Raw genomic sequence first — 18,487 nt, 5'->3', positions numbered from 1 at the left:
CTCGTGCTCATGGGCCACCGCGAGATGCCTGTGCCCGATCGTCCGGACATCCGGCTTCTCGGCCGCACCTCGGACGAGGACAAGTTCGACGCGCTCGCGGGTTGCGTGGCGCTCGTGCAGCCGAGCCTGCTCGAGTCGCTCTCGATCATCGCGCTCGAGGCGTGGGCCTGCGGCCGGCCGGTGATCTGCGACGCACGTTCGCCGGTGGTGTGGGGGATGACGTACCGCGCGGGCGCCGGCGTCGCGTACCGGAGTGCGGCCGAGTACGCCGAGATCTCCGAGATGCTCATCGGCCGACCGCAGCTCGCGTCGCGCCTTGGCGCGTCGGGCCAGGCATTCGTCGAGCGGACCTACACGTGGCCGCGCGTCGTCGAGACATATCTCGATCTCTTCGCTGAGGTGCGGGCGCGCAACGCTTGACCCAGAATCCACAGGCTTCGGTGGGCGCCGTACAGACACTTGAGCGCATGCATTAGTGCATGCATACTTGAGTCGATGGCTGGCAAAGAGAAGGTCGATCTCCAGATCCGCGGCATGCCTGTGCGGCTCCAGCGCCGTATCCGCACGAAGGCCGCCCGCAAGGGCGTGTCGATGAGTAAGTACGTGATCCAGATCCTCGAGGACAACCTCGATGAGCCAAACACGATCAACGACTGGCTCGACGAAATGACCTCGTTGCCTCCCATACCCGGGTACAAGCCGGGCATGGGCGCGGCTGCCGTACGCAGGATCCGCGATGCGATCGACCGCGCGTAGGCGGCCCTGATCGTCCTGGACGCGTCCGCTGCGGTCGAGCTACTGGTTGCCCGATCGCGCGCAACCACGTCAGTCGCCGCAGTCCTGAGGAACGAGCTGCCGCGCGTCCCTGTGCATTTCGACGCTGAAGTGTTCTCTGCGATCCGAGGAATGACGCACCGCCGCGAGATCGTCATCGACGACGCTCTCGGGGCGCTCTTCCGTTTGCGAACGCTCCACCTGCAGCGAGTCGCGATCGTGCCTCTGGTCGGCGAGGCGTTCGCGCTACGCGATCGATTCGCCGCCTATGACGCGTTCTACGCGATCATCGCAAGACTGAGCGGCGCCACACTCGTGACCTGTGATCGCGGTCTTGCGCGCGCCGCTAACGGCTATTGCGAGGTCGCGTATGTGGTTCCGCGGTGATCACTTCGTCATCTGGTAATCGATCCGCGCGCGACCGCTGAGCATCCGCGAGACCGAGTGCTGCTCCGGGTAGCCCGTCTTCACGAAGAAGATCTCGAAGAAGCCTTCCTTCGCGAACACCGCGCCCAGGTCGAGCAGGTACCAGCCGTCTTTGTCGGTGCGAGCCCAGCAGATCTGTCCGGGCTTTCCGGGCGTGATGCACACCTGATCGACCGGAGCGCCGCTCGCGGCATCGGTGACACGGCCGATCATCGCGAAGGTGCTGGCGTTCGCGAAGAGCTGCTCCGATTTCTTCTCGTCGAGGCGCGCGTTGTAGGCGGCGGTGACCGTCTCGCACGAGCCGCCCGCGGCCAGCTCCTTCCGCCAGGTCGCGAGGTTGTCGATGTCGAACGGAGATTGCCCGAACACGGTGCGCGTGGGTTCAGGGCACCCGCTTGTCGGCGTCGGTGCCGGCTGAGCCTGCGAGCAGGCGCCAATCGCCATGGCGAGGACAGCGGCGAGCGCCAGCCTTCGGAGCATCTCCCCATATGCTGAGGCCGTGAGGGACAAAAGGGGGAACGGCGAGCGCGACTGGGGCAACATCGACTGGTCGAACCTGGACCTATCTTCGCTTCGCACCCGCCGCGGCGGCGGCACACCACGACCACCGTCGGGCCGCGGAGTCGCGATCGTCATCATCGTCCTCTTCCTCCTCCTCGTCCCGCTGCTGCTCCTCCCTCTTAACGAGTTCCTCACCGACCTGCTGTGGTTCCGCAGCCTCGGCTACGAGGATGTCTACCTGCGCCGATACACGGCCGGTTTCTGGGCCTTCCTCGCGTTCTTCCTGATCTTCTTCGTCGTCGCCGTACCGAATCTCTACCTCGCGCTCCGCCCACAGGTCCCGCGCGTCGTGGTCGACACGGAACGGCCGCGGTCCTCCGCGCTCGCACAGACCCTGCGTCTCCTCTGGGTCATCGCGATCCCGGCGTTCTTCTTCGGCATCGCGGGCGGTGATCAATGGGATCAGCTGCTCCGCTGGCTCAATGCTGTCCCGTTCGGCGTGAGCGATCCGGTCTTTGGCCGTGACATCGGCTTCTACTTCTTCACGCTTCCGGTCCTCGAGTTCGCGCGCGGATGGTCGATCGCCGCCGTGCTCGTGATCGCAGCCGGCGTCGTAGCCGTCTACGCGGTGCGCGGCGTCATCGGTGTCGCGACGAGCACGATCACGCGCGGCGACCTCGGTGTGGCCGGACGCACCGCGCTCGCTCTCGCGCGGCCGGCGCGCGCGCACCTCTCGGTGCTCGGCGGCCTCTTCCTCATCCTGGTCGCCTTCGGTTATCTCCTCGACCAGTACGACCTGCTCTTCCGTACGGAGCCGGTCCTCACCGGCGCAGGCTTCGCGAGCATCAACGCGCGCATCCCCGCGCTCACGATCCTCGCCGTCATCGTCGGTATCGCGGCGCTCGCGTGCTTCGCAAACGCGTTCGCGCGGACCGTGTGGGTCCTTGGCGGCGCGATCGTCGTCTGGTTCGCCGCGACCGTCCTCATCAACGGCGTGTACCCAGCGGTCGTCCAGAACTACGTGGTCGCGCCTGACCAGCTGAACAAAGAGCGTCCTTACCTCGAGCGCAACATCGCGGCCACGCGCGCCGCGTACTCGCTTGACAAGGTCGAGGAGTCGCAGTTCGACGTCGCGGACACGCCGAGTCAGGGCGAGGCGACGCGAGAGTTCTCCGACACGCTCTCGGTCCGCCTCTGGGACTACCACCGGCTCCTGCCGGCGTTCGACCAGATGCAGGCGCTGCAGCAGTACTACGACTTCGTGGACGTGGACGTGGATCGCTATGCGATCGGCGGTCGCGAGGTGCCGGTGATGCTGTCGGCACGCGAGCTCAACACGACCTCGCTCGCGCAGCAGACCTGGATCAACCGCCACCTGCAGTTCACGCATGGCATCGGCGCCGCCCTCACGCCGGTCGGTGGTGTCGACAGCGAAGGCAGGCCGGCGCTCCTCGTGAAGGACATCCCGCCGCAAGGCGAGCCGAAGATCGACCAGCCACGCATCTACTACGGCGAGCTCACGAATGACTACGTGATCGTCGACAGCGCTGCGGAGGAGTTCGACTACCCGCAGGCAGGCAGCGACGCGCGCACCCGCTTCACGGGCGGCGGCGGCGTCGGCGTGAGCTCGCTGTGGGACCGCCTGCTCTTCACGCTCCGCTTCGGCGAGACCAACCTGCTCTTCAGCGACCAGATCCGCTCCGACAGCCGTCTGCTGTTCCACCGCAACATCGCCGAGCGCGAGCGTCTCCTTGCGCCGTTCCTCGAGTACGACAAGGACCCCTATCTCGTCATCGCCGACGGCCAGCTGTGGTGGATCAACGACGCCTACACGGTCGGGGATCGCTACCCGTACAGCGAGCGCTTCAACGAGCTCGTGCGTGGTGGAACGCGCGTGTCCAACGGCGATCTCAACTACATCCGGAACAGCGTGAAGGTCGTGACGAACGCATACGACGGCACCGTTCGCTATTACGTGGTGGACGAGACGGACCCGGTCGTGCGGAACCTCCGCGCGATCTACCCGAGCCTCTTCAAGTCGCTGGCCGAGATGCCGCAGAGCCTCAAGGACCACCTGCGCTATCCGGAGGATCTCTTCTCGATCCAGTCGCAGGTGTTCGCGATCTATCACATGACCGACGTCGACAACTTCTACAACCGCGGCGACGCATGGCGGATCGCGAACGAGGTGCAGGAGCAGGGGCAGTCGAAGGCGCCGATCGAGCCGTACTACGTCACGACGCGGCTGCCGGGCTCGGACCGCAAGGAGTTCATCCTCTTCGTGCCGATGACGCCTGCCGGCGGGCAGCGCGACAACATGGTCGCGTGGATCGCGGGCCGCGCGGACCCGCCCGAATACGGCAGGCTGCGAGTGCTCCGCTTCTCGCGGGATCGGCAGATCTTCGGCCCGCTGCAGGTCGAGGGCATCATCGACGCCGACGCGACCATCAAGCAGCAGCTCACCCTTCTCTGCCCGCAGGGCGGCGGATCGCAGTGCTTCCGCGGCAATCTGCTCGTGCTCCCGGTCGGCAACTCGTTCGTCTATGTCGAGGGCCTGTTCGTGCAGGCGACGCAGAGCAAGATCCCGCAGCTGCAGCGCGTGATCCTGGCAACGCAGCGTCACGTCGTGATGGCCCCGACCTTCGTGGCCGGGCTCGACGCGCTCTTCGGCGCAGGCACGACTCCACCGGTGACGCAGCCACCACCAGTCACGACACCACCGGCGACCGGCATGATCGCCGAGCTCGTCAAGGCGGCCAGCGACCACTACTTGCAGGCGCAGGAGGCGCTCAGGCGGAGCGACTTCGCCGAGTACGGCCGTCTCCTGAAGCTTCTCGAGGACGATCTCACCAAGCTCCGTGCCGTCACGGGCCAATGACCAGCGCCCCGCGGTCCTCGTCGCCATCGTCCTCAGTTCGCGGTTCTCGTGTTGCAGCCCACCGTCCGCTACAACCCTGCGTGGCGACGATTGGCGTCGTCTTCGCGCGCGATCCGGGCGCGTTCATTGAGCAGCAACACGCGGCGCTCACATGCCATGACGAGATCTGGGGCGCGAACATCCTGAACACGCTCGCGAGTTGGCGATCCCGCGCCGCTTGTCCCGCTCTTCGTTGCGATCGCGTTGTTCGGCGGTCTGGGTTTAGTTGCGCTAGCCGGCGGTGGCGCATCCCTACTCGCGGCGCGGCAGCACTCGCGGGCGCGCGGATCGTGATGGTGCCATTGCTGTTCGCGCGCTGGACAACGCAGCCGTAGTAGGTACATGTCGGAGCGATCGAGGCCCGTGGAATCGCGCTGGTCGCCATTAGACTTCGAAGCGAATGAACGCACTGCGCGTCGCCGTCATCGGCGCCGGATACTGGGGCCCGAACCTCATCCGCAATCTCAGTGAGGCACCGGGCGCGATGCCCGTGGCCGTCGCGGATCTTTCGGACGAGCGTCTCCAGACGATCCACAAGCGCTTCCCGGCCGTGCGCACCACGACAGATCATCGCGAGCTGTTCGCCGATCCAGAGGTCGACGCGGTATGCATCGCAACACCTGTCGGCACGCACCGGCGCCTCGCCGAGGAGGCGTTCGCCGCCGGCAAGCACGTCTTCGTCGAGAAGCCGATCGCCGGAACGATCGAGGACGCCGAGGCGATCATCCGCGCGAGCGAGCGTGCCGGTAAGACGCTGATGGTCGGCCACACCTTCGTGTACAACCCCGCGGTGGTGAACGTGCGCGAGCGGATCGTGCGCGGCGACCTCGGAAAGATCTACTACGTCGACAGCCAGCGCGTGAACCTCGGCCTGCACCAATTCGACATCAACGTGCTCTGGGATCTGGGTCCGCACGACGTGTCGATCACGCTGTACTGGCTCGACGAGGAACCCGAGTGGGTCCAATCCGTGGGCGCGTGCTATGTGCAGCCTGAGATCGAGGACGTCGTCTTCCTCACCATGGGCTTCCCGTCAGGCGCGGTCGCACACGCCCATCTCTCCTGGCTCGCGCCGAGCAAGCTGCGGACGATGGTGGTGATCGGAAACAAGCGGATGGCGGTGTACGACGACGTGCAGTCGGTCGAGAAGGTGAAGATCTACGACCACGGTGTCACGCAGCTGTCGCGTGAGGATCTTCTACGCGCCTACCGTTCGGGCGATGTGCGCAGCCCGCACCTCTCTGGGACCGAGGCACTCCAGATGGAGATGCGACACTTCGTCGACTGCATACGTACCGGCGAGCGGCCGCGAAGCGATGGCGAAGCGGCTCTGCGTGTCGTTCGCGTGCTCGACGCGGGGATGCGTTCGCTTCGTTCGGGCGGCGCCCGCGTAACGTATCGGCAGGAGCCGGTGCGTCCGGAGCCGGCGCAGGCGTGACCTCGCTCGGCGTCGTCGTGCACCCGACGGCCGTGATCGCTGCCAACGTCGAGCTCGGATCGGGCACGATCGTCGGCGAGTACGTTGTATTGGGTCGGGCCCCACGGGGAAAGAGAGAAGGCGAGCTCCCGCTGGTGATCGGCCCTGACTCGGTCATCCGCCCCTTCACCACGATCTACGCCGGCACGAGGATCGGCGCCCGCCTTCAAACAGGTCAGGGCGCGTCGATCCGAGAGGACAACGTGCTCGGTGACGACGTCTCCGTCGGCACGCACGCGTCGCTGGAGTTCGGCAACCGTGTTGGCTCGCGCGTGCGGATCCACACCGGGTGCTTTCTCGAGCTCGTCACGATCGAGGACGAGGTATTCCTCGGCCCGCATGTCGTCTTCACCGACGACCCGCACCCACAGTGCCCGGCCTACCTGCAGTGCGTGAAAGGCGCGACCGTGCGAAGCCGCGCGCGACTGGGCGCGAACAGCACGATCCTCCCTGGCGTCGAGATCGGTGAAGACGCGCTCATCGGCGCGGGAAGCGTCGTCCGGGAGCGCCGCATCGCGCCGCGCACGGTATGGGCGGGCAATCCTGCCGTGCAGCTCAAGGAGGACATCACCGACCTCGCGTGTTTCGTCGGCATCTATCCGCACGCATATGCGTGGCTGGAAGAGAGTGTGCGGAAGTGAAAGGGAGAGCGACAAAATGACCGTCATGACACAGGAGATCCCACTCGTCGACCTAAAGGCGCAGTACGCGACGATCCGTGACGAGGTCCGCCAGGCGATCGACGAAGTACTCGAGAGCATGCAGCTCACGATCGGACCGAACGTCCGCGCTTTCGACAAAGAATGGGCGGAGTTCTGCGGCACCAGCCACGCGATCGGCGTTGGATCTGGCACAGACGCGTTGCAGCTCGCGATCCGCGCGTGCGGCGTGTCCTCGGGTGACGAGGTCATCACCGTCTCGCACACGTTCTTCGCGACGGTCGAGGCGATCGTCTACGCGAACGCCCGCCCGATCCTCGTGGATGTGGACGAACGGTCGATGCTCATGGACATCAGCTCCGTCGCGTCACGCATGACGCCGCGGACGAAGGCGATCATCCCAGTCCACCTGTACGGGCGGACCGTCGATCTAAAGCCGTTGCGCCAGCTCGCGCAGGACCGTGGCATCACGATCATCGAGGACGCGGCGCAGGCTCACGGCGCACGACTTGACGACGGCAACAAGGCGGGCGCCGGCGGACGCGTCAACTGCTTCTCTTTCTACTGCAGCAAGAACCTCGGCGCGTACGGCGAGGCGGGCAGCATCACGACGAACGACGACAAGCTCGCCGACGATCTGCGCGCGTTGCGCGAGCACGGTCAGTCGATGCGCTACTACCACCCGATCGTTGGATACAACGCGCGGCTCGACGAACTCCAGGCCGCCATCCTCCGCGTGAAGCTGCGGCGCCTCGACGAATGGACCGGGCGCCGCCAGGCCGTCGCGGCGCGGTACAACGAGCTGCTCACCGGCCTCGACATAATCACGCCCGAGATCCCGGCGGGTGGCCGGCACGTCTTCTACTGCTACGCGATCCGCGTGCCCGGCGGTCGGCGCGACGCACTGCGCTCGTATCTCGCGGAGAAGGGTATCGGGACCCAGATCCACTACCCGGTGCCGATCCACATGCAGGAAGCGGCGCAGTTCCTCGGCTACCGGAAGGGCGATCTGCCGGTCACGGAGAAGATCGCAGGGGAAGTCCTGTCGCTGCCGATGTACCCCGAGCTGACCGACGGTCAGATCGACCGCGTCACGGCGAGCGTGTCGGAGTTCATGCGGAAGAAGAGCTGACCCGCAGGACCGCCGTGAACCAGCGCGACACGTCGCCGGCGGCGTCGCTCGTGCCGGCGATCTTGCGCGCGATGTCGTTGATCTTCGCCTCGTAGCTCGGCTCCGCAGGCGCCACGAGCAGCGGGTGGACGACGCGCGCGATCACGTCGTACAGGCCATACCGGCGGACGTCCACGATCTCGAAGTGACGGCGGAGAAAGGGCCACAGCTTCTCTTCATCGAAGTCAGTGTTGAACGGCACGTCCGGCATGGCCTGGAGGCCCATGCTCTGGCGCAGCTGGTTCAGCGCCAGCCGGCCCTGACGTGACCCCTCCTGCATCACGAACAGCCCACCGGGCCGGATGACGCGTGCGATGTTCTCGATCGCTCTCTGCTGGTTCTCCCACGACGCGAGGTTGATCAGGCAGCGCTGGGCGACCGCCACGCCGAAGCTCGCGGCTGCGTAGGGAAGCGGCGCGAGGACATCTCGCACCTCGAAGGTGACGTTCGGCACGTTTCCGTATTCGCGCGTCGCTCGCGCGATCATCGCCTCGGAGAAGTCGATCGCAACGATGTGCTCGGCCTGCTTCGCGAAGATGGCGCTCGAATAGCCGTTGCCGCAACCGACGTCCAGGATGCGCTGCCCGACGGGTATGTAGCGGAGGGCCTCGTCGATCTCGAGCCCCCGCTGGTTGCGGTCGGTCATCGTCACGTAGGTGCCATGCAGTCGCGTGTTCTTGGCGCGGCCTTCCCACGTTTCCTTGATGCGCTCGATGGATTCAGACGACATAGGGCACTCCTCGGACGCGCCGGTGGTGCCGCTTACGATACCGGCCGCGACGGACGCCCTCGCGAGCGCCCGCCGCGGCGGCGATCACGTGAGGTTGTTGCCTATGTTGCTGAAGATGTTCTCGATCTGACCGCGGAGGAAGACCATCGCGATGATGACCGCGATCGCGATGACCGCGATGATGAGTGCATATTCGACCAGACCCTGGCCTTCCTCGTCACGAACGAACTGCCGAAGACTCACTTGTTCTTAAGCCTCCTCTTCTTCTGTATTTGCCTGATCGTCAGGGCGACACTTAAGCTCTGGCTAAATGATGGCCCCCGCGGGGTAGCCCGCGCCTGCCAGCGGCGTGCCGCCCGCTAGGCTTGCGTGGGATGGGATCGCTGTCGGGCGCGCGGGTCGCCGTTACCGGCGGCGCCGGGAACGTCGGATCGCACATTGTGGACGCGGCGCTCGCCGCCGGTGCGCGCGAGGTCATCGCGCTCGACGCGCTGGTGCGCGGCGTCCCGGAGAACCTCACCGCAGCGCTCGCCACGGGGCGCGCACGTTTGGTGGAGGTCGATATCCGCGATCGCGAGGCGACCCGCGCGAATATCGCGGGGACCGACGTTGTCTTCCATCAGGCCGCGCTCCGCTGGACTCGGTGCCAGGAGCAGCCGCGCGAGTGCCAGGAGGTCATGGTCGACGGGACGTTCAACGTCCTCGAGGCAGCGGCCGATGCCAAGGTCTCGCGCGTGGTCCTCGCGTCCAGCGCGGTCGTGTACGGGGAGCCGATGCGACTGCCGATCGACGAGGACCATCCGCTGAACGGCAGGACCGTCTACGGCGCGGCGAAAGTCGCGAACGAGCAGCTCGGGCGCGCCTTCGCGCATCTCCGCGATGTGCCGACAACAACGCTCCGTTACTTCAACGTGTTTGGGCCGCGTATGGATATCCGTTCTAAATATGTTGAGGTCATGGTCCGCTGGCTCGATCTCATCGACCAGGGACAGCCGCTCACGCTCTTTGGTGACGGTTCCGCATCAGTTGACTTCGTTTATGTCGATGACGTGGTCAAAGCCAACATTCTGGCCTCTGATGTGAAGCAAAAGGACGCTATCGTGAACGTCTGTAGCGGCGTCGAAACTCGGATGCGCGAGCTGGCGACGCTGTTGCTCGATCTGACGGGGAGCTCGGTGGGGATGGAGTTCAAAGCGCAACCCGCGGGACAGCTGCCGGCTCGCCGCTACGGCGATCCGCGCCGCGCCGAGGAGCTGCTCGGATTCCGTACCGCGACCAGTCTCGCCGACGGAGTGCGACAGCTGATCGCGTGGCGGCGCGCGGCGCTCACACGTTCGACCCGCTAACTGAGGAGGGGCACATGGCTACCGAGACGCAGCGGAAGATGAACATCCCGATCACCAAGCCCGCGTTGACCGAAGAAGAGGCCCGCGCTCCATACGAGTCGATCAAGAGCGGCTGGGTGACGCAGGGCCCGAAGGTCGCCGAGTTCGAGAAGGCCGTGGCCGCCTATGTTGGAGCAAAGCACGGCATCGCGACCACGTCGTGCACCACCGGACTGCATCTCGCGCTCGCGAGCATCGGTATCGGCCGCGGTGACGAGGTCATCGTGCCGTCGTTCACCTTCATCGCCTCCGCGAACGCGGTGCTCTACACCGGCGCCGACGTCGTGTTCTGCGAAGTCGATCCGCGCACGTTCAACGTCGATCCCAAGGACATCGAGAAGCGGATCACCAAGCGGACGAAGGCGATCATGCCGATCGACCAGATCGGCCTCGGCTGTGATATCGACGCGGTCAATGACATCGCGAAGCGGCACGGTATCGACGTCGTCGAGGACGCCGCGCCCGCGATCGGCGAGTCGTACAAGGGACGCCGCGTCGGAGCGAACGCTCATCAGACCGTCTTCTCTTTCCACCCGCGCAAGGTGATCACCACCGGCGAGGGCGGGATGATCACGACCGACGACGACGCGCTCGCCGGACGCGCCCGCAAGCTGCGCGCGCACGGCATGAGCGTGTCCGACCTCGAGCGCCACAGCTCGGATCGCGTGATCATCGAGGAGTACAACGAGCTCGGGTTCAACTACCGGATGACCGACATCCAGGCATCAATCGGTCTCGTGCAGCTGCGCCGGCTCGACGAGCTGCTCCGTGTCCGTCGCGCGCGCGCCAAGCGATACAACGAGGAGCTATCCGACATCCGCGGTATCGAGGTCCCATTCGTGCCTCCGTACGCGGATCACACCTACCAGTCGTACTGCCTGCGCCTCACGAAGGAGTGCCGGCTTGATCGCGAGGAGCTCATGACCAACCTCCTGCGCCGCGGGATCGCCACGCGTCGCGGCGTCATGGCCTCGCACCTGGAGAAGACCTACACGTCGCGATACGGCAAGGTGAGCCTGCCCGTGACTGAGGAGGCGACGCGCACGACGATGCTCATCCCGCTCTACGCGGCGATGACCGACGAGGAGCAGACCTACGTGATCGACGCGTTGCGCGACGAGCTCGGGCCCCGCTAGCGGAGAGGAATCTCCAGGCGCAGCGGTCCGTCGATACGCAGCACTGCGCCGGTGAAGGTGACGATCGGCGGATCGCCGACCTTCGTCGTGAGCGAAACACTGTCGCCCGGAGTCGAGTCGGGATTCCAGGCGAAGTTCTTGTCGTCGGTGCCGTGCATCCGGGCTGGCTGCGTGAACCGAGGCCGTGACTGGGACGGCGCGATGGTGAGGACGACGTGTCGCTGATCCGTCCCGATCGGCTCGGCGCTGATGACTCGGAATTGGTGTTCGCCGAGCTTCACATCAAGTGGCACATCGCGCAGATCCGCCCTGGCGGAAGGCTCGCGGTCGTTGAGGTCGATGAACGGGACCACGATCGTTGCGGATTTCGCAGCGGTGCCTGGCGCGTCGAACGCGACAACGAATCGACTGACGTACGGGGTGCCCGGCGCGCGTTGCTGTGGCTCCTGTGAAAAGAGACGGCGGCCCTCGTCGGTCCGGCCGCCTCGATCGTCCTCTAGCGTGATCGGTCGAGAGTGCTGGCCGAGGACACGACGAATCTTGGCTCTGCGGGCCCGCTGATCCTCGTCACTCGTGCTTGCGAAGCGCACTGGTGCGGTCAGCGGCGCACCGACCTGCCGGATCTGATGCGGCGCCACGACCTCGAGCTCGACGACGACTTTGTCCCGGTCCTTCGCGACAGCGGTCGCGCGAACGGCGATTCCGTCGCGGTTGAGCTCCGCCGTGAGCGCGGAGGCGTTCGCGTCGCGTGGCACGACAGCGAGCTGCGCGCGCCACTCGCGTTCGCCCTCGGTCACAAGCAGCTCGGCGGCGCTGGTCCCGGCCGGCAGCGACCCAAAGCTGACCGCGTCGATCGCCCCGATGGAAGGGTGGCTCGAGTGGTACGCCCGACGAGCCATCCGGATCGCACTGACTCGGCCGGTGCCGACCAGGAGGTCAACGGTGAGTCCGTGCTCCAGTGGCTGGCTGTTGGTGTGCCAGAGAAGCTGCGAGTCGGGAGGACAAGTCGCGGGATCGCCCGTGCGCTCCCACTCGATCACGACATCCGTGCGATCCCGTGCGGCTGCGGCGGCGAGGACCATGAGCCTCGTGCCGTTCGCGGTCGTCTGGGTGCGGTCGCGGAGGACTCGCGTCCCTTCTGGCCGGAAGCCGATGAGAGAAACGAAGACGAGCTGAGACGTGGCCGTCGGAGCCGGCTCCCTCACCCGCGAGATGGTAGGTATCTCAGATCCAGCTTGTCCGCGTACAGGAGGTAACGCGTCGATGACGATGCCTTTGTCGAGCACGCGATCAAGTACATCGATGAGCGTGCCGTCATCACGGGGCGCCGAGCCGTATGTCCCTCTCCTCCATGTGTGCGAGCGCGCAAGTCACCTGCCCCGTCGGACGAGCGTCAATGCTTCGCAGTCTTCGTTACCGAAACGTCAAGTTCTGTGGAGCACTCGATCACGCGCGACCTGGCCCAGCTGCACGAGGTACTGCAGGATCTCGCGGCGGCCGAACTTTGATTTGCCGAGCTCGCGGTCGCGGAACACATACGGGACCTCGACGGCCTTCTTGTAGTGCGCGCGCGCCATGACCTCGAAGCCGATCTTGAATCCGATCGGGTTGAGCTTCACGCCGTCGAGCGCCGACTTGCGGATCGCGAAGAAGCCGGATGTGCAGTCGCGGATCGGCACGAGCAGATTCCCCATGAGACAGGCCGCGCGCGACACGACGCGCCGCTTCAGCGGCCAGTCCTCGGTGCCACCGCCCTTTACGTAGCGGCTTCCCACCGCGAGGTCCGCGCCCTCCTCGATCGCTGCCGCGAGTCGCGGGACGGCCTCAGGCGGATGCGAGAGATCGGCGTCCATGACGAGGAGGATGTCGCCGCGCGCCTGCGCGAATCCCGCGAGGACAGCGGACGCGAGGCCGGCCTTGCCCGGCCTGCGGATCACCTGTACGGGATGGACGGCGGCGTATGACTCGGCGAGATCGGCGGTGCCGTCGGGCGAGCCGTCGTCGACGACGATCAGCTCCCACGTGTGCACCGCGAGCGCCGCCGCGAGGCGCGGCACGAGGTGGCGCAGCGAACCGACTTCGTTGTACGTGGGAACGACGACGGAAATGAACGTGCGGCTAGTCTATGTGCCTTGCGCGTCACCTTCGATGCGCGCCATCTGCAAACGGTGGCCCGTGTTCGCGGAATCGGTCGCTACACACGCAACCTGCTCGCGGCGTTCGCGCGCCTCGCACCGGATGACATCGAATGGACGCTGCTGCGCCTTCGAAATTTCCCGCCGGCCGACATGTCGCCTCTCCCACCGCATCGCGATCTCAACACGCTTCGTCTTCGACGCCCGGAGCTCTCGATGCTCGCGGTCGATCCGATCCTGCTCTCGGCGGAGCTCGCGCTCGCGCGCCCGCGCGTCTATCACTCGACGCAGCTCGGGCTGCCCGCGCTGCGAACGTATCGCGCGGTGATCACGATCCACGACCTCGCGCCGCTGCGCTGGCCCCAGCACTACCTCCGCCTGCCGCACGCGCGACTCGGCCACGCCTGGGAGTACGCGCTCGCGCGACGCGCCGACGCGATCATCGCGGTCTCGGAGGCCACTCGGCGCGACGTCGTCGATCTGCTGCTCGTCCCGCCCGAGCGCGTGACGGTGATCCCCGAGGCGGTCGACACCGAGTTCGCGCCGCCATCGCCCGAGGAGGGACGGCGGGTCGCGGCAACTTTTGGCGTGCCCGGACGGTACGTTCTGTATGTCGGCCAGTTCGACCCACGGAAGAACATGGAGGGCCTCCTCGCGGCGTTCGCCCGCGCCTCGGCAACGCATCCCTACCTTCGCCTCGTCATCGCCGGCGATCTCGGAAAGCTCTCGTCGTACCTCACGCGCGCGCTGGAGCAGACGCGAGCGCCCCGCGAGCGGGTCGTCGTGACCGGTCGGGTGGACGACGCGACGCTGGCCGCTCTTTACGCGGGCGCCGAATGCCTTCTCCACGCCGCGCTGCTCGAGGGCTTTGGCCTGACGCCGCTAGAGTCCCTCGCCGCGGGTACGCCGGTCGTCGGCTATCGCGCCGGCGCCGTCGAGGAGGTCGTTGGCAACGCGGGCGTCCTCGTCGAGCCAGGCGATCCGGACGCCCTTGGCGACGCACTCGTCGCGTATCTCGAGGACGAGGCGAAGCAGCGGGAGCTGCGCGCGCGTACGCGGGCGCGCGCCGCGCGCTTCTCGTGGGACCGGGCCGCCGCCGACACGCTCGCCGTCTATCGGCGCGTCGGCTAGCCCGGTACAATTCGGTTCCCCGTGGCACGTCGTATCCCTCTTCCGCGACTCACGCAGCGTCAGCGCATGGCGCGGTGGCAGCGCGAGCGCCGCCAGCAAACGATCATCGTGACGATCTTCTCGGCGATCCTCTTCTTCTCGCTCGGCCTTGTGGCCTGGGCCGCGTCCTCGCGCTACTACGACAACAACCTCAAGCCCGCGATGATGTTCGACGGCCACTCGGTGTCGCTGCGCGAGTACAAGCGCGAGCTGGCGTATCAATACGTGCGCTTCTACGTCGACTTCGGCGTACCACCCGGATACGAGAACGACCCGCAGGTCCTGAGGCAGAAGGCCGAATACGAGGGCGTCGCGCTTGATGCGCTCGTCGAGGAGGCGATCCTCGATTCCGCCGCACGCGAGGACGGCATCAAGTACGACCAGGCCGCGATCGACGACAAGTACAACGAGGACTTCGGCCAGTACCACCCGCGCCACATCCTCATCACGCCGAAGGGCGATGACAAAGACCTCGCTGATTCCGTCGCGCTCGCGAAGGCGCGCGCGCTCGCCGATCAGCTGAAGCAGGATCCCAACGACCAGGCCCTTTGGAACAAGCTCGCGGCGGACAACTCCGACGACTCGAGCAACGCGCAATCGGGCGGCGACCTTGGCTGGGTGTCCAAGGGCCAGTTCGTCAAGGAGTTCGAGGAGGCGGCGAAGTCGCTGCCGATGGGACAGGTCTCGGATCCGGTCAAGAGCCAGTTCGGTTACCACATCCTCCAGGTGATGCAGAAGCGCGGACCTGAAGAGAACGACTTCGTGAAGCGCGCCGTCTCGTACAAGATCCCGATCGACGAGATCAAGGCGCGGGCCCGCTATGAGCTGCTCCGCGCGGAGTACACGAAGCGCGCCCAGGAGCGGAACACGCAGTCACCGACAGAGCAGGTGAAGGTCGCCTGGATCCAGGTCTCGACGCCGTTCCCGACCGCAGGCGGTGACTTCCAGACGTACGCGGATCAGCTGAAGAAGGTCGCGGATATCCAGAAGGCGTTCGACGCGGGCACGGAGTTCTCCGAGATCGCGAAACACTTCTCAGAAGACAGCGCGACGAAGGACAAGGGCGGCGAGCTCGGCTGGTACGCGCGCGGCATGTTGACGGACGTCAGTGTCGAGAGCGAGATCTTCGTCCTCGACGTCGGCCTGCGCACCGTCCAGCACAGCGATAAGACGAACACCGTCTGGTACAAGATCCTCGAGAAGGACCCGGCGCGCGCGCTCGACGACGACCAGAAGACGAAGATCAAGGACAACGCATACACGTACTGGCTCCAGCAGCAGAAGAAGGCGCACGGCGTTCAGAAGCTGGTGCCCGGGCACGAGCTCGACGGCTGATCTTCCTGAGGCGCTCGAGCGGCTCCTCGCGCGGTTTCCCGGCGGCGTAGACGTCATCCCCGCGAGCGCGATCGACCGCCACTCGTACTCGACGCTGCGCGCGGTCGTCCTCGTCCTCGACGCGAAGCCCGACCTCGCCGTGCTGCGCAAGCACTATCCCGCCGCGCATCCGCTCATCGCGCTCGGCTCCGGCGGCGAACGCTCGCTGACGCTCGACTCCGTGGGCACATCCGATGCGCGGTTCGTCGTGTTCCCACCGGTCGATCCATACGTCGATCTCGCGTCCGTCGCTGCCATCAGCCGCATCGCAGATCGTCTTCGTGCCCCGGACGGCTGCCCGTGGGACCGCGAGCAGACGCACGCGTCCCTGCGACCGCATCTGCTCGAAGAGGCGTACGAGGCGCTGGAGGCGCTCGATTCCGGTGACCTCGAGCGGCTGCGCGACGAGCTCGGCGATCTCCTCTTCCAGGTGGCGATCCATGCCCAGCTCGCGCACGAGGAGGGGGCGTTCGACATCGCGGACGTCGCGCGGCGGCTCGGCGAGAAGCTCGTGCGCCGTCACCCGCACGTCTTCGAAGGTGTGGCGATCGAGGGTGGCGATCTGCTCGGGCAATGGGAGCGCATCAAGCGCGAGGAGCGGGCCGGCGGGGGAGGAGGTCCGAAGGACGGACAGAGCGTGCTCGGCGGTGTGCCGAAAGACCTACCGGCGCTGTTCGCCGCCGAGCGGCTGCAGGAGCGCGCCGCTCGCGTGCGGATGATCCCGCCGCGCATCGAGCTTCCGGTGGACGTTGACGACCCGGAGTTCCTTGGCGAGCTGCTGTTCGACCTCGTCGGCGCGGCGCGCGAGCAGGGCTTCGATGCCGAGAGCGCGCTGCGCGAGGCGAACGAGCGCTTCATGAGGCACGTCGCGCGCGTGGAGGCGCGCGCCCGCGCCGACGGTCGCCCGCTGGAGTCTTACTCTGCCGACGAGATGCGCGCCCTGTGGGACAAGACCACGCAGTGAGTAAGTTCAAGCGACCCGATGGGCGCGCGAACGACGCGCTGCGTCCGATCACGATCGAGGTCGGCGTGTCGAAGTTCGCGGAAGGCTCCGCGCGTATCTCGTTCGGCGACACGGTCGTGCTGTGCCTGGCAACGCTCCAGGACAGCGTGCCGCGCTTCTTGGAAGGCAAAGGCGAGGGCTGGGTGACCGCGGAGTACGCGATGCTGCCGCGCTCCACGCCCGAGCGGAGTCAGCGCGAGAGCATCGCCGGCCGGCCCGGCGGACGCACGTTCGAGATCCAGCGGCTCGTTGGGCGAGCGCTGCGCAGCGCGGTCGATCTCAAGGCGCTCGGGTCTCGCAGCGTGATCGTCGACTGCGAGGTGATCCAGGCCGACGGTGGCACGCGCACCGCCGCGATCACCGGCGGATACGTCGCGCTCGCGCACGCCGTGCGCAAGATCACGCCGTCCCCGATGCGGAAGAACGTCGCGGCCGTCTCCGCGGGGTTCGTCAAGGGGGAGCTGATGCTCGATCTCGCGTATGCCGAAGACTCGATCGCCGACGCCGACGTGAACGTGGTGGCGAACTCGGATGGCCAGCTCATCGAAGTGCAGGGCACCGCAGAGGGTCGACCATTCTCCAAGGCGGACTTCGATCAGGTCTTGGACCTGACGCTTCGCGGCATCAGTCAGCTCATCGAAGCGCAGCGCGCCGCCCTGCGGTGACGGAGCGCCTGCTCATCGGGACTGGGAATCCCGGGAAGCAGCACGAATACCGAGAGCTTCTCGCGGGCCTCGATCTCGACCTCGCCGTCCCTGGGGATCTCGATCCCGTCCCGCCAGAGCCCGACGAGACCGGCGCGACATTCGCGGAGAACGCGGCGGACAAGGCGCGCACGTACGCCGCCGCAACCGGTCTGCGCACCGTCGCGGACGATTCCGGCCTCGAGGTCGATGCGCTTCGTGGCGCGCCCGGCCTGCGCAGCCGCCGTTTCTTCGGTGATGACGCGAGCGCGGCAGAGCGGAACGAGAAGCTGCTCGCGCTGCTCGACGGCGTCGCGTCGCGCAGCGCGCGCTTCGTGTGCGTAACGGCGCTCGCGTCGTCCGACGGACGTGTCGAGCTCTTCGATGGCGAGGTGCGCGGTGAGATCGCGCTCGCACCGCGCGGCGACGCGGGCTTCGGCTACGACCCGCTGTTCGTGATCGCCGGTGATGGCCGCACGATGGCCGAGCTGCCCGCTCACGAGAAGCACCGGATCTCGCACCGCGGTCTTGCTGTCGCAAAGCTGCGTGCGTATCTCGCCGGTGAGCCTCGATGATGCGCGCGCGCATCGTCCATCACAGCGAGTACCTCGCGCTCGCGCTTCTCCTCATCGGCGCGGCGATCTGGCAGAAGGACCAGATCACGGCTTGGTTCTGGTTCTGGCTGTTCGCGCCGGACGTCTTTGGCCTGGTGCCGTCGTTCCTCTTCGGTGCGTCAACGGGGAAGGGCTCTATCCCGCCGCGCGCGGTCTGGCTCTACAACGGGTGGCACAACTTCACCCTGCCGATCGTGTTGTGGATCGCACTCCTGCTTCTCGTCGCAGGAAACCCGTGGCCGCTCCTAGGCTGGCTCCTGCACGTGAGCCTCGATCGCCTCATGGGCTTCGGGCTGCGCGGCGATGACGGCGGTCAGGCGCTGATCTAGCTC

The 18,487-nt window shown here is 66.5% G+C and carries 20 protein-coding genes; 15 read left to right on the top strand and 5 right to left on the bottom strand.

The annotated features are described in order from the left end of the window. From VI056_08875 to VI056_08865, 3 genes are all read left to right on the top strand, one after another. The coding region (locus tag VI056_08875) for a glycosyltransferase (GenBank protein HEY6203145.1) at positions 1-420 on the top strand (420 nt) is incomplete at its 5' end. Positions 421-495: 75 nt separating this feature from the next. Continuing rightward, the gene (locus tag VI056_08870) at positions 496-756 is read left to right on the top strand and encodes a hypothetical protein (protein ID HEY6203144.1); all 261 of its coding nucleotides are present in this window, start codon (positions 496-498) and stop codon (positions 754-756) included. Positions 757-762: 6 nt separating this feature from the next. Further along, complete coding sequence (locus VI056_08865; protein HEY6203143.1) at positions 763-1,161, top strand: type II toxin-antitoxin system VapC family toxin; 399 nt, start codon at positions 763-765, stop codon at positions 1,159-1,161. Here the strand turns inward: VI056_08865 and VI056_08860 are convergent, their stop codons facing one another. After that, complete coding sequence (locus VI056_08860) at positions 1,162-1,680, bottom strand: hypothetical protein (protein HEY6203142.1); 519 nt, start codon at positions 1,678-1,680, stop codon at positions 1,162-1,164. Between the two features lie 19 nt (positions 1,681-1,699). Between VI056_08860 and VI056_08855 the strand changes: the two genes are divergently transcribed. The 4 genes from VI056_08855 (at position 1,700) to VI056_08840 (ending at position 7,886) form a co-directional block, all read left to right on the top strand. After that, positions 1,700-4,579, top strand: a complete 2,880-nt coding sequence (locus VI056_08855) for a UPF0182 family protein (GenBank protein HEY6203141.1) — start codon at positions 1,700-1,702, stop codon at positions 4,577-4,579. A 439-nt stretch (positions 4,580-5,018) separates the two neighbouring features. Next, positions 5,019-6,056, top strand: coding sequence for a Gfo/Idh/MocA family oxidoreductase (locus VI056_08850; protein ID HEY6203140.1), 1,038 nt, complete (start codon positions 5,019-5,021; stop codon positions 6,054-6,056). Then, complete coding sequence (locus VI056_08845) at positions 6,053-6,736, top strand: DapH/DapD/GlmU-related protein (protein ID HEY6203139.1); 684 nt, start codon at positions 6,053-6,055, stop codon at positions 6,734-6,736. The genes VI056_08850 and VI056_08845 overlap by 4 nt, the downstream gene beginning before the upstream one ends. A 25-nt stretch (positions 6,737-6,761) precedes the next feature. Beyond that, the gene (locus tag VI056_08840) at positions 6,762-7,886 is read left to right on the top strand and encodes a DegT/DnrJ/EryC1/StrS family aminotransferase (GenBank protein ID HEY6203138.1); all 1,125 of its coding nucleotides are present in this window, start codon (positions 6,762-6,764) and stop codon (positions 7,884-7,886) included. Here the strand turns inward: VI056_08840 and VI056_08835 are convergent. Together VI056_08835 and VI056_08830 are read right to left on the bottom strand one after the other, a co-directional pair. Continuing rightward, entirely contained in the window at positions 7,867-8,655 is a 789-nt protein-coding gene (locus VI056_08835) for a class I SAM-dependent methyltransferase (GenBank protein ID HEY6203137.1), read from the bottom strand. The two genes, VI056_08840 and VI056_08835, sit on opposite strands and share 20 nt — an antisense overlap. 84 nt (positions 8,656-8,739) lie before the next feature. Next, positions 8,740-8,898 (bottom strand): Flp family type IVb pilin, encoded by a 159-nt coding sequence (locus tag VI056_08830; GenBank protein HEY6203136.1) that lies wholly within the window; start codon positions 8,896-8,898, stop codon positions 8,740-8,742. Positions 8,899-9,029: 131 nt separating this feature from the next. On the opposite strand from VI056_08830, the gene VI056_08825 reads away from it, so the two are divergent. Together VI056_08825 and VI056_08820 are read left to right on the top strand one after the other, a co-directional pair. After that, positions 9,030-10,001 (top strand): NAD-dependent epimerase/dehydratase family protein, encoded by a 972-nt coding sequence (locus VI056_08825; GenBank protein HEY6203135.1) that lies wholly within the window; start codon positions 9,030-9,032, stop codon positions 9,999-10,001. Between the two features lie 14 nt (positions 10,002-10,015). Further along, a complete protein-coding gene (locus VI056_08820) occupies positions 10,016-11,176 on the top strand; it encodes a DegT/DnrJ/EryC1/StrS family aminotransferase (protein HEY6203134.1) in 1,161 nt (386 codons plus the stop codon). Here VI056_08820 and VI056_08815 read toward each other — a convergent pair. Together VI056_08815 and VI056_08810 are read right to left on the bottom strand one after the other, a co-directional pair. Beyond that, complete coding sequence (locus tag VI056_08815; protein ID HEY6203133.1) at positions 11,173-12,381, bottom strand: hypothetical protein; 1,209 nt, start codon at positions 12,379-12,381, stop codon at positions 11,173-11,175. The genes VI056_08820 and VI056_08815 overlap by 4 nt on opposite strands. A 219-nt stretch (positions 12,382-12,600) precedes the next feature. Next, positions 12,601-13,284, bottom strand: a complete 684-nt coding sequence (locus VI056_08810; GenBank protein HEY6203132.1) for a polyprenol monophosphomannose synthase — start codon at positions 13,282-13,284, stop codon at positions 12,601-12,603. A 24-nt stretch (positions 13,285-13,308) separates the two neighbouring features. Between VI056_08810 and VI056_08805 the strand changes: the two genes are divergently transcribed. The 6 genes from VI056_08805 (at position 13,309) to VI056_08780 (ending at position 18,484) form a co-directional block, all read left to right on the top strand. Further along, positions 13,309-14,442: a glycosyltransferase family 1 protein gene (locus VI056_08805; protein ID HEY6203131.1), complete on the top strand. Its 1,134-nt coding sequence runs from the start codon at positions 13,309-13,311 to the stop codon at positions 14,440-14,442. A 21-nt stretch (positions 14,443-14,463) separates the two neighbouring features. Next, positions 14,464-15,816, top strand: a complete 1,353-nt coding sequence (locus VI056_08800) for a peptidylprolyl isomerase (protein HEY6203130.1) — start codon at positions 14,464-14,466, stop codon at positions 15,814-15,816. 139 nt (positions 15,817-15,955) lie between these two features. Further along, the gene (locus VI056_08795) at positions 15,956-16,819 is read left to right on the top strand and encodes a MazG family protein (protein ID HEY6203129.1); all 864 of its coding nucleotides are present in this window, start codon (positions 15,956-15,958) and stop codon (positions 16,817-16,819) included. After that, entirely contained in the window at positions 16,816-17,523 is a 708-nt protein-coding gene (gene rph, locus VI056_08790; protein HEY6203128.1) for a ribonuclease PH, read from the top strand. The genes VI056_08795 and rph overlap by 4 nt, the downstream gene beginning before the upstream one ends. Next, positions 17,520-18,116 (top strand): RdgB/HAM1 family non-canonical purine NTP pyrophosphatase, encoded by a 597-nt coding sequence (gene rdgB, locus VI056_08785; protein HEY6203127.1) that lies wholly within the window; start codon positions 17,520-17,522, stop codon positions 18,114-18,116. Before rph ends, rdgB begins: the two co-directional genes overlap by 4 nt. After that, a complete protein-coding gene (locus tag VI056_08780; protein ID HEY6203126.1) occupies positions 18,113-18,484 on the top strand; it encodes a DUF4260 family protein in 372 nt (123 codons plus the stop codon). The genes rdgB and VI056_08780 overlap by 4 nt, the downstream gene beginning before the upstream one ends. The last annotated feature ends 3 nt before the right edge of the window (positions 18,485-18,487 follow it).

The sequence above is a fragment of the Candidatus Limnocylindria bacterium genome (assembly GCA_036523395.1).
Classification (GTDB): domain Bacteria; phylum Chloroflexota; class Limnocylindria; order P2-11E; family P2-11E; genus CF-39.
This window is presented reverse-complemented; position numbering and strand designations above follow the sequence as displayed.